This is a genomic window from Paenibacillus sp. 2RAB27 (assembly GCF_052115445.1).
Classification (GTDB): Bacteria; Bacillota; Bacilli; order Paenibacillales; family NBRC-103111; genus Paenibacillus_E.
The window spans coordinates 194,972-207,753 of record NZ_JBFRGR010000003.1; the positions used below are offsets into that span (position 1 = coordinate 194,972).

Annotated in this window: 7 protein-coding genes; all 7 read left to right on the plus strand. The window is 45.1% G+C overall.

The genetic code is table 11. From position 1 onward, the window contains the following. Positions 1–128 precede the first annotated feature (128 nt). The 7 genes from AB4114_RS06090 to AB4114_RS06120 all read left to right on the plus strand — a co-directional run bounded on the left by AB4114_RS06090 (position 129) and on the right by AB4114_RS06120 (position 12,728). Positions 129–1,688, plus strand: coding sequence for a glycoside hydrolase family 43 protein (locus AB4114_RS06090; protein ID WP_441987624.1), 1,560 nt, complete (start codon positions 129–131; stop codon positions 1,686–1,688). 18 nt (positions 1,689–1,706) lie between these two features. Next, complete coding sequence (locus AB4114_RS06095) at positions 1,707–4,520, plus strand: family 78 glycoside hydrolase catalytic domain (protein WP_441987625.1); 2,814 nt, start codon at positions 1,707–1,709, stop codon at positions 4,518–4,520. Then, positions 4,517–6,823, plus strand: a complete 2,307-nt coding sequence (locus AB4114_RS06100) for a glycoside hydrolase family 2 TIM barrel-domain containing protein (RefSeq protein ID WP_441987626.1) — start codon at positions 4,517–4,519, stop codon at positions 6,821–6,823. Before AB4114_RS06095 ends, AB4114_RS06100 begins: the two co-directional genes overlap by 4 nt. Positions 6,824–7,258: 435 nt before the next feature. Continuing rightward, positions 7,259–9,049: a cache domain-containing sensor histidine kinase gene (locus AB4114_RS06105; protein ID WP_441987627.1), complete on the plus strand. Its 1,791-nt coding sequence runs from the start codon at positions 7,259–7,261 to the stop codon at positions 9,047–9,049. Positions 9,050–9,079: 30 nt separating this feature from the next. Next, a complete protein-coding gene (locus AB4114_RS06110; protein ID WP_441987628.1) occupies positions 9,080–10,663 on the plus strand; it encodes a helix-turn-helix domain-containing protein in 1,584 nt (527 codons plus the stop codon). Positions 10,664–10,959: 296 nt separating this feature from the next. Continuing rightward, entirely contained in the window at positions 10,960–11,856 is an 897-nt protein-coding gene (locus AB4114_RS06115) for an ABC transporter permease (RefSeq protein ID WP_441987838.1), read from the plus strand. Between the two features lie 2 nt (positions 11,857–11,858). Then, the gene (locus tag AB4114_RS06120) at positions 11,859–12,728 is read left to right on the plus strand and encodes a carbohydrate ABC transporter permease (RefSeq protein ID WP_441987629.1); all 870 of its coding nucleotides are present in this window, start codon (positions 11,859–11,861) and stop codon (positions 12,726–12,728) included. Positions 12,729–12,782: the final 54 nt, after the last annotated feature.

Below are 12,782 nucleotides of genomic sequence, written 5' to 3' on the forward strand. Positions count from 1 at the left end.
TTTATTGGCAAAATAATTCATCTCAGGAAGTCGGTAAAACGTTATGGATGTGTCGTGAGAGTGTTAGTGCCGCATCTAGATTGACATTAAGATGTTAGTAGAGATTTAAACAAAGAAAKGGCGATAGCATGGTTGATTCGACGATTCAATATTCAAACCCGGTAATTCCCGGCTTCCATCCTGACCCAAGTGTTTGTCGGGTAGGAGCAGACTTTTATCTGGTTACAAGTTCTTTTGAATACTTCCCGGGAGTGCCGATCTTTCATAGCCGCGATCTCGTCCACTGGAAACAAATCGGACATTGCCTTACCCGCCAAAGCCAGTTGGATTTGGAAGGGTGCAGAAGCTCAATGGGCATCTATGCGCCAACCATTCGCTTCCATAATGGCCGTTTTTATATGATTACAACGAATGTTAAAATGTTCCGCAATTTCTATGTTTGGGCGGAAAATCCAGAAGGACCATGGTCTGAACCGATATGGCCGGATTGGCCGAGCGTGGATCCGTCCTTATTTTTCGATGAAGATGGGCGTGTTTACATTACAGGAACCGGCGGTTTCTTCGGGGACGAGCCAAAGGGGATCTATCAAGCAGAAATCGACCTAGAGTCAGGGAAGTTGTTATCGGAACGGCGTCTCATCTGGCAAGGCACAGGCGGTAAATCGGCGGAAGGCCCGCATCTGTATCGAATAAACGGGGAGTATTTCTTGATGATTGCAGAGGGAGGAACTGAGTACGGTCATATGGCTACGATCGCAAGGAGCGACTCGCCATACGGGCCATTTGAGAGCAATCCTGACAATCCTATCCTGACCCACCGAAGTTCGGGGAGTTCCATCCAGGCAACGGGCCACGCAGATCTCGTTCAACTGGAGGATGGTAACTGGTGGGCCGTTTTCCTAGGGATTCGTCCCGTATCCGTTCCGTTTAGCGGGCGGCACCATCATTTGGGACGCGAGACCTTCCTTGCTCCAGTTACCTGGTCTGAGGACGGATGGCCTGTGATCGGGGTAGACGGTAGAATTGCCGAGAAGATGGATGCTGGAACGCTTCCACTTGTAGGCGATGAGATGCTGGCGCCTGGTATTGATGATTTTAATTCCGACCGGTTGCAGCTGGAGTGGAACTTCTTAAGAAATCCGCAGGACGCGGACTGGTCTTTGGAAAAAAGACCGGGTTGGTTGACACTTCAAGGCTCAGCATTGACCTTAAATGATATCGGTTCTCCGGCATTTATCGGACGGAGACAGCAGCATTTTCGATGCAGCGTTTCTACGCTAATGTCATTTGATCCTTTACAGGAAGGCGATGAAGCTGGGCTTACGGTTTATATGAATGAGCGGTTCCATTATGAAATAGCACTTACTTGTGGGGTTGAAGGACGTCGCCAAGTAATCTTTCGCAGGCGAATCGGATCACTTTGGAAAGTGGAGCTGGAAGAAGAGTTTGAAGGCTCAGAAATCATTCTCGGTTTGGATGCAGATCCTTTCCAGTATTCATTTTTCTACGAAATACCGAATGGAGAACGTAAGGCTTTCGGTACGGGGGAGTGCTCGCTCGTCTCCACCGAGATAGCTGGCGGCTTTACAGGTGTGTTTTTCGGATTGTATGCGACGGGTAATGGCAAACCATGTGTAGCTCCTGCCTTATACGATTGGTTTCAATATACACCTAATTATCAATCTTAGCTTTGGGAGGTTACCGAAATGTTGAAAGCAGTGTCATTGCGAACGGAGTATTTGGAAAATCCCTTGGGATTGGATACAAAAGAGCCGCGTCTGAGCTGGAAGCTCCATTGTGACGGCAGGAACGTCATACAAACCGGATATCAAGTGCAAGCATCTGCAACCGAGAGCTTCACTAACATGATTTGGGACAGCGGCAAGGTTGAGACGGACCAATCGCAGGGTATTCTGTATGAGGGTCAGGAATTAAAATCGCTTGAACGGATCTATTGGAGAGTTAAAGTTTGGAGTAATCAGGAGGAGTCACCGTTCAGTGATCCTGTTTTCTTTGAAACTGGATTGTTGAACGCTGCGGATTGGAAGGCTCGTTGGATTGAACCGGAGAAAGAAGTGGATATTCACGCCTATAAGCCGGCTCCGTATATCCGGAAGGAATTTACGGTAAAGAAAGGGCTCCAATCGGCTAGAGCTTGCCTGACATCAAAAGGGTTGTACAGCTTTTATCTGAACGGAATCGAGGGTACGGATCAACTGTTCACGCCCGGGTTCACTTCCTATTACAAGCGCTTGCAATACCAAGTTTACGATGTAACTTCATTCATGCTCGAAGGTACCAATGCGCTAGGTGTCATTCTCGGGGATGGCTGGTGGAGAGGGACTACGGGTGGAGCAAGTTTAAAGAACAATTTTGGCTATCAAGTAGCTTTTCTGGGGCAATTCGTGTTGGACTACGAAGATGGAAGCCGCGAGATCATCGGCAGTGACGGCTCTTTTAAGACTTCCCATGGTCCTTTGTTGAAATCGGATATGAAAGCCGGAGATCTTTATGATGCCCGAATTAATGTAGAGGGATGGAATCAACCTTTTTATGACGATTCGACTTGGGATCCTGTCCAACTCGCAGCTGAGGATGGTTTCGACAATTTGATTGCTACCCGAAGCGTACCGGTAAAACAGAAAGAAAGATTTACGCCACAAGTAATCCGAACACCAAATGGCGAGACGATTCTCGATTTTGGTCAAAATATCGCAGGTTGGGTTGACATGAAGGTTCAAGGCGATGCAGGAACTGAGATTATTCTAGTCCATGGGGAAGCCTTAGATAAGCATGGAAACTTTACCTTACAGAATCTCTCAGATCATGGAACATTGGAGGATTTCCAAGAGGTTCGTTACATTATGTCTGGACATGGTATGGAGAGCTATCATCCACGGTTTTCGATTTTCGGCTTTCGCTATGTTCTCGTTAAGAATTATTCGGGAGAACTAACACCTGAGAATTTTACAGCAGTGGCCGTGTATTCCGACTTGGACGAAACGGGTGACTTCACCTGCTCGAATCCGCTAATCACGAAGTTGGTAGCTAACTCCAAATGGAGCCAGAAGGGCAACTTTATGGAGGTGCCGACCGATTGCCCAACCCGGGAAAGAGCGGGATGGACAGGGGATGCCCAAGTATTCTGTCGAACGGCTTCTGATTTCATGAACGTGTATCCATTCTTTGAAAAGTGGATGGCCGACGTTGCAGCGGAACAATTTGCTGACGGTTCGGTCGGCAGCACAGTGCCAACTGTTATCGGGCATCACAGCATGGAGGAATGGCAAAGATTCATGGAGCAAAATAAAAACCCGATGGTGGGCATGCGCAGGCCCAAACCTGGAACTGCCAGTATTCTTGATGGTTCTGCAGGCTGGGGCGATGCGGCTGTTATCATTCCATGGACAATGTATCTATGTTATGGAGACAAGACTATCTTAGAGAGACAGTTTGACTCAGCGAAGGCATGGGTCGATTACATGGATACTAGCGCGAAGAATGCGAATGAGCTATACCAAGATACGCCTGCTTATCAAAATTATACAGATGGAGAACGTGATGCTGATTACATCTGGGATACGAGGTTCCATTGGGGAGAGTGGCTTGAAACGGATACGGAGTTCAGTGATCTCATGGCTGTTTTGAGCAAAACCAAAGGAAACCACCCTGATGTATCAACTGCCTACTATGCCTATTCCACCCGATTGTTGGTTGAAATGGCGACTGTGTTAGGGAAGACGGAGGAAGAAGCCAAATACCAAGCACTTTATGAGAAAATTAGACGCGTATATAATCAGTATTTTATTAAAGCTGATGGCTCTATATTGGAAGGCAGGCAGGCACCTAATGTTCGTACGTTAGCATTTGACTTGGCTTATGCAGATAAACAACAAGCAGTCGCCGACAGGCTGGCGCAGTTGGTTGTTGAACAGGATTATCACTTGAACACTGGCTTCCTATCGACACCTTTCATCCTTCAGGTGTTGGCGGATTACGGTCATGCTGATATCGCTTTCCGATTGTTAGAGCAGGACTCGTGTCCTTCGTGGCTGTACGCCGTCAGCAATGGTGCGACAACGATATGGGAGAGTTGGAAAGGAATTAAGCCTGACGGTGAACTATCAGGATCATTGAATCATTATTCGTATGGGGCTGTATGCGATTTTCTATTTGCGGGCATAGCCGGAATACGTCCTGTTTGGGAGAAACCAGGCTACAAGCATTTCATATTGAAACCCATGGTTGGAGGAACGCTGACGCATGCATCCGCGACGTATGAGTCCCTCTATGGAACCATTGCATCTAGCTGGGAAAAGACGAATCAGGCTGTAACCTATCGTTTCGAGATACCGGCGAATACGACGGCGACGATCATGCTTCCAGGCAATCAAGACGATCTTAAGCAAGTATTCACCGAATTCCCAGATGCCCGGTATGAAGATGGCCGAATTGTATGTACGGCAGGAAGCGGCGAATATCAGTTTACAATTTTGATAGGGAGAGTGGCTGTACAATGAGAAAAAGTATAGAGATTAACGAGACTTGGAGATTTATTCGTGGGGACGAAGAACACGCTGCAAGCGAATTGTACAAGGATGATCATTGGCATACGGTGAATATTCCCCATTCCTGGAATGCGATCGATGGGGCGAATGGCTACGAATATTATCAAGGCGCTTGTTGGTACAGAAAGGCTTTTGTGGTTGAGCCGTCTTACGAGGGAAGTCAGTTGTTTATTGAATTCAATGGTTCTAACAGTATTACGGATGTCTACGTAAATGGTCAGCATGTGGGGCAGCACAAAGGCGGGTACTCCACGTTCAGGTTTGATATGACAGACGTAGTTAAACATGGAGCTACAAATGTAATTGCCGTAAAAGTGGACAATCGAGTTGTGGATGACGTGTATCCTCAGAAAGCAGACTTTACCTTCTATGGGGGGATTTATCGCGATGTGAAAGTGGTGGTCACGAATCCTGTTCATTTTGATTTGATGGACCATGGTTCACAGGGGGTTTATATTGTTCAGGAAGAAGTATCAAAGGAAAGAGCTCAACTAAGCATTAGAGCAAATCTTGTAAATGACAGTAATGAAGAGAAAAAAGTGAGACTGTGGGCAGATATTTTTGATGCTGATCATCATCGTGTAACCTATGCCTCTAAGGAAGTTATACTGGCTGCAGGAGAAGCTCGATCAGAAGAGATGCCTTGCGTCATTGACCATCCAACACTTTGGAACGGTAGAAAAAATCCCTATATGTACAGTGCCAATCTATCGATGACTAGCTTTAATGACACGATCGATGAAGTATCAATTCCTTTTGGCGTCAGATACTTCCATGTTGATCCTGAAAAGGGCTTCTTCTTAAACGGCGAGCATCTGCCTTTGCATGGTGTATCCAGACACCAAGACAGGAAGGATATGGGCTGGGCAATTACGGAACAAGAACAAGTCGAAGATATGGCCTACATTCGGGAAATCGGAGCATCTTCCATTCGATTAGCCCATTACCAGCACAGCCAATACTTTTATGATTTATGCGACAAAGAGGGTATGGTGGTCTGGGCTGAGATTCCCTTCATTTCCGTAATGTCACAGAACGAATTAGAAGGGATCAATGCGAAGCAGCAGATGGTCGAATTGATCAGGCAGAACTATAATCACCCTTCCATCGTATTCTGGGGGATACAGAACGAAATTCAAATCGGCGGTGAGCGACCAGAGGTCAGAAAACTTGTTAAAGAGTTGCATGACTTAACGAAAAGAGAGGACCCCACTCGCCTGACGACAATGGCTAATGTTTTATTTGTCAGTGAGGAAGATGAATATAATCGTATGACGGATGTGATCGGATACAATAAATATTATGGTTGGTATCACGGTCACGCGGATGATTTTGCACCTTGGCTTGATAAGTTTCACCGCATTAACCCTGATGTGCCGCTTTGTATATCCGAATACGGGGCAGAAGGTATTGTCCAATACCATAGTGCGGATCCCAAGGTAAAAGACTACACGGAAGAATATCATGCATTGTTCCACGAAACGGTTTGGAAGACTTTCGAGAAGAGACCTTATCTTTGGGCCACGTATGTATGGAACATGTTTGATTTCGGAGCGAATATTAGAGATGAAGGTGGCGTCCAGGGAAGGAACAACAAGGGGCTTGTCTCCTATGACAGAAAGATCAAGAAGGATGCGTTCTATATGTACAAAGCGCATTGGTCTGAGGAGAAATTCGTTCATATCACCAGTAAGCGCTTTGTCGATAGAGCGGAGAGCAACATTACCGTTAAGGTCTATTCAAACTGTGATAACGTAGTGCTATATGTAAATGGAAGCGAATTTCAAAATAAAACCAGTACGGATAGGGTCTTCATTTTCGAGCATGTATCCTTGGTTGAAGGCATGAATGACATACGTGCAGTAGCTACCGGAAATAATGCTCAATACGTAGATATGGCCAAATTTAATAAGGTTAAAGAATCGAATCCAAGTTATGAAGCTCCTGTGGAGGAAAAAGGCGGCGAAGTTACGAACTGGTTCCAAATTCCTGATTTGGATGGAGAGATCGAAGACTTACAGTTCACGGACTTTGTTTATTCGACGCGTTGCACGTTTAAAGAGCTTTTTGAGAATAAAGATGCGGAAGTGGTCTTAAATAAATATTTAGGGGAAAGTTTTAGGGAGAGACCAACGTTTAGCATGACGCAAGGATTTAAGATTGATACCTTGGCTGAAATGGCACCTGAACACTTCACTGACAAGCTATTATATGCACTAAATAGAGAGCTCACCAGAATTAACAAGAGCAAGTAATAATACTACTTTGCTGATTTAAACTTCTATTAAGTGTAACGAACAGAGCCGGTAATTCCGGCTTTTTCGTATTTTCTGTAAAGAGGTACAAGTATGCTCTACGTGTTGCTTCGAGAAGAATGAGAGCCGGAATGCATGAAATCAACAACATTTGCATTTTTCCATGGCCATTTTGAAAGTGAAATCAAAAAAACGTACAAATGACCCTGCAAAAACGTACAAATGCCCCTTTGATATCTAAAGATTATTAAAGTATATTCTGTTGTGAACGAATACAAAATGTGCTGATTTACATCACCAGTGAAACGCAAGAATAATTGAATACCCACTTTTTACATAAGATACTTCGGTAGCGTCGATTTCTAGGCATGTACATAGCTAAGCAAAGGAAGGGTAAAAATTATGGGGAAAAGTTGGAGACGAAGGGCAAATCTCATGATAAGAAACATGAAGTTCCAAAACAAACTAATGGCAGGTTACCTTCTGGCTTGTCTCATCCCTCTGCTCTGTGTAAGCTCCATTATATTTTACCAATCGGCAGCTGCCCTTGAAAACTCCTCTCAGGAATTCGCCGCTTTGTACACGTCCCAAATTAGAACATCTTTGAATGAATTTGTGAAAGAATATGATAAGGTCACGAAGTCAGTTCTGGTTGACAATAAATTGATTTACAGCCTCGGAGATGAACAAAGTTTATCCATGAACGAGCTGGTTAACCAGAGGGTTGCCGTCCAGAGCATGCTGATGAGAGTTACAATGCTTAAATCGGAAATCAGTACCGTGATGCTGGTCAGCCGAGATAACAGCGTTTATCATTATTCGGCGGCAACGAGCAGAGTGAATGGGGAAGCGCTGTTATCCCAGGAGTGGTACAAGCACCTTCGCAATTCAGCTGAGCCGTTTTTTATTACAGGGTTGCATGACCGGTCTTATTATGAGGATAAAGCGGCGGGGGCCGTAGTGACTGTAGGAAGGGTGCTGTTCAACTCAGGGGGAGCGTACGCGGGCCTCCTTCTCATAGATTTGGATCCATCCGCGTTGCTGCAGCTTGAACATGAATTCGTTCTGGCTCGGGATAAGTATGGTATGAGTGTCATCATAAGTAATCGTCAAGGTGAAATCGTTTACCATTCCGACGCGGCCAGTGGTCAGTTGTCATGGAAGCAGGTTCTCGAATCCGGCATCGGAGACCTCAAGGATAACGGAGACGACGATCGGATTATTTTATCTGGAAGTACCGCTCAAGGAAATTTGTTAATTAAAACGGAGATCCCGCGCTCAAAACTGCTGCAGAAAATTAATCAGATCAAAGGAATGACCGTAATCGTAATCGTGTTGAGCAGTCTGATCATAACGCTCATCTCGTTTGGATTAAGCTTTACGATCACAAGACCTATTAAAGCGCTCCGCAGAAGCATGAAGCAGGCGGAAGCAGGCCAATATATGCCCATAGAGCAAGAGCAGGCGGGCGACGAGATTGGAAGTCTCGTACACAGTTACAACAATATGATTTTAACGATACGCTCCTTGATAAAAGACGTGTATATCGCGGAGATCAAACAGCGCCAAGCCAAGTTCATTGCGCTCCAGAATCAGATCAACCCGCATATGCTTTACAATACGCTCGAATCGATTCGCATGAAGGCTCTAGTGAATGATGACGAGGAAGCAGCCGATATGATAACGATTTTGGCCTGCATGTTTCGGCTTGCTTTAGGCAAGGAAGGCAGCCACCATTCGGTGAAGCATGAATTGGAGTATACGGCTAATTATTTGCAGCTTCAAAATATCAGATTTGATAATATGTTCCAATTAAATATTAGGGTTCCCGAGGAGATGCTGCATTGCCATATCATCCCCCTCGTAATTCAGCCTATCGTGGAGAACAGCATCAATCATGGTTTCTTGGACTACAGTCGGCCTATGCATATTGAGATTGAAGGTGTCTGGACCGAAGAACGGGATATCCTCATCCGGATTACAGACGATGGGAGCGGTATGTCCTTAGAGAAGCAAGCCCAGCTGTTAGCTACTCTTGAGAATGCGCAGTCGGACAAATACAAGCTCGAGGAGATCGATCAGCCGAAAAATCAAGGGTTAGGCCTCGAAAATATCACTGAACGCATTAAACTTCAATATGGAGACCGGTATTATTTGACGATTCGTTCCGGAGTTCATCGCGGAACGGTGGTTGAGATTTTAATCCCCAAGGTTCAGGGAGAGTAAGGTGCGAAAATAGAAAAGAGGTGCTTTGGGATGAGATTGATCTTGGTGGACGATGAGAAGGGCATTGTGAACGGTCTCAAAAAAATGATCGGTCGCTCTATTCCGGAATGTGAGGTTGTCGGTGAGGCTTATAACGGTTTGGAAGGGTCCCATTTAATTCGAAAGCTGCAGCCGGACATTGTCATTACGGATATTCGAATGCCGCAAGCAGACGGTCTCGACATGATCAAAATGCTAAAAGACGAGGGCAGTCTAACTAAATTCATTCTCCTAAGCGGATATGCCGATTTTGAGTACGCTCGAAGAGGCATGCAACTCGGAGTGCAATTTTATATTAATAAACCTGTGATTGAGAAGCAACTGCGTGACTGTATTCATCAGGTTATGGACTCGATTCGTACGGAGAGAGCGAAACTTCGGGAGGTTGACGATTTAAAGCAAGAGGCTCACAGCCGGATACAGGAGAGCGCTTTGCGCGACATTCTTGATCTCGGAAGTGATCACACAGACCTTGTGGAAGAGCTTCTTCGGATTGCCCAGATCCCAACGGTAGGGACAAACTGCGCATGTGTTCTGCTTGAATTTGACGGTAATGTTGATGCGTTGAAGGAATTTGGACTTCAATCCTTCTATTTTAAAATAGACAATTCCCTGAGGCAGTACCGGAAAGTGTACCGTTTTCGTTATACAGGAGCTCAGGTGGCCGTGGTAGTTACCCATGATAGATCCATCAATTACGAGGAATTGATCCGGGCGATATATGTTATGAAGGCGGGAGTGTACCGGGAATTAAGCCTGTCCATGACAGTAGGAATTGGTACTCTTAAGAAGCAGGCTTTCGAAATCGGACAATCCTTTGATGAAGCACGTCATGCATTAAGCTACAAAATTATCAAGGGAGCAGGTGCCGTGATTCCGTTTCAAGAGATCGTGAGTCTGACGGGACGGAGTCACATTGTTCCTGAAGATATGATAGCCAAGCTGGAGGCTGGTCTCGACAGTATGGACGAAGTGGGATGCGTGGACACCATTCGAGAGGTATTTCGTGGGATGGAAGCGCAAGCTAGCATAAGTCCGGCAGATCTTCAATTTCATTGCTTAAATATCCTTTTATCGAGCGTGCGCAAATTGTCTTTTCAGCAGTTGCAGCATAACGATTTCCTGAGCCGCCATATCCTGTCTTTAGAAGGCATCTCGCGGTTTCGGACGCTGGAACATTTGGAGGAATGGATGATTGAGGTTATCCGTGGAATTATTTCGTTCAAATTGAAGCATAATATACCCAAGAAGAAGATTATCATCGACGAGATTAAGGAATACGTTTCGACTCATTATAATGAGCCGATTAGTCTTGCCGATCTAGCCGCACGCTTTTTCATCAGCCCCCATTATTTAAGTCAGTTTTTCAAACAAAAAACGGGTGATACCTATGTGAATTTTTTGACGGGGATCCGAATCGACAAAGCGAAAGAATTGCTTGAGAATACCGATTTGAAAGTGTACGAAATCAGCTCAATGGTAGGCTACTCCGATTCGCAGCATTTTGCCCGATTGTTTGAGAGGCTAACAGGTTGCAAGCCAAGTGAATATCGTAAAAATCTTCCTAAAATTTAAATGTATGACTGATGACAACCATCGCTTAGACATGGAAAAGATTGCAACCATCGGCTTAAGGAGGCCGAATAGTAGCAATCTTTTTATTTGCCCAGAAGTTGTCACAGTTTATTATTTGGAGAATTTTTGGGTACTTAGGCAGTCCAGACACTCCAAAAGACATGGTTTTTCAATGCACCTTAAAAATGACCTGTTTTTTCACATAATTGTCCCGTTGAGAGCTTTTCTGCCAGAATGTATAGTAACTGTGTAAGCGAATTCAGCAACTAGATACTGGGGGGAACAAGTTGAAAACAATGGCTTTTAATCGAATGAAGGTATATTGGCCACTTTATGTCATGGCGATTCCGGGGTTGATTTTTCTCTTTATTTTTAAATACATTCCCTTGGCTGGTGTCGTTATCGCCTTTAAGGATTATTCGGTTTTCAAAGGATTTATCGATAGTCCCTGGGTAGGGCTCAAGCATTTTGAGACCCTGATTCACCATCCTGACTTCGTCCGGGTGTTTGGCAACACACTGATGTTGGGATTTCTTAAGATCGTTTTGGTTTTCCCGGTACCCGTTCTGTTGGCGCTGATGATCAATGAGATTCGAAAGTCTACGCTGAAAAAAGGAATTCAGACTTCATTGTACATTCCGCACTTTTTGTCTTGGGTTATTGTTGGCGGTATCGTCTTTGACTTCTTTTCTACCAGCGGATTATTCAATATCGTCATGGGGTGGTTTGGTGTTGATCCTGTGCTTGCCATGCAAGAAAGCGCATACTTCCGGCCTATTTATGTGATCACTGCCATATGGAGAGATGCAGGCTGGGGCACTGTGGTATATATGGCTGCGATTAGCTCTATCGATCCCCAGCTATATGAATCAGCTATGATTGACGGCGCGTCCAAATTCAAGCAAATCCGACACATTACGTTTCCGCTTCTGCTGCCTACTGTGCTGATTCTGTTTCTATTGGAAATCGGTAACTTCCTGGATCTAGGTTTCGATCATGTGTTTAATCTTCTCACACCGATGACTTACAACGTTGGAGATATTATCGATACCTATGTGTTCCGAGCAGGCATTCAGCAAGCTCAATATAGCTTCGCTACTGCGGTAGGCTTGTTTCAGTCAGTGATCGGATTTATTCTTGTATTCATCTTTAATAAGCTATCGAAGAAGTTTTCGGATGGGGGGCTCTGGTAGACATGTTTGAATCGAAACGGGAAAAAGCATTCGGTGCTTCCATTACGGTTATTCTCATCCTATTGTCAATCATAGCTCTCATACCGCTCTTATCCGTGATCTCTACATCGTTTAGCTCCAAGAGCGCTGTCGATATGAATCTGGTAACGATTTGGCCGAAGCAATTTACGTTAGCCTCCTGGGGACATATCATCGATCGCCCCGACCTATGGAAGGCATTTTTCTTAACGCTCGGATCGACGCTAATCGGCACGGTGCTCGCTTTGCTGATGACTGCTTTGCTCGCGTATCCGCTCTCGAAGACGGAGTTTCGGTGGGGGCCAGTCATTATGGTTGGAGTGGTGATCGCGATGATTTTCAAGGCACCTATTGTACCTTACTTTCTAACAGTTCGGGGCATCGGGCTTTATAATAACCCGCTGGTTCTGATCGTACCGCATATATTGAATCCGTTTAATCTGATCATTATGAGAAGCTTCTTTAAGGAATTTCCTAAGGAATTGGAGGAGGCGGCCTTCCTTGAGGGCAGTGGATATTTCCGAATGCTGTTCCAGTTTGTTCTTCCGCTGTCCAAAGCTGTATTGGCGACACTTGCGCTATTCTACGGTGTCGTGTTGTGGAACCAGTTCCAGCACCCGCTCTTTTTCCTGCAAGATCCGAATTGGTTCCCACTGCAGATTAAGATACGGCAGTTCATTACCGATGATAACGCGATTATGGCAGGTCCCGTTGCAATAGGTGATCTGAACTATAACGAGCGTACACTTAGAGCTGCGACTGTTATCTTTGCAATTATTCCAATCGTTTTGGTCTATCCTTTCCTGCAGAAGTACTTTGTCAAAGGAGCCATGATTGGTTCTGTAAAAGGGTAAAACGCCCATACCGGTTTATAGGCAAACAGCCTTAAACATATCATATTGATTTGA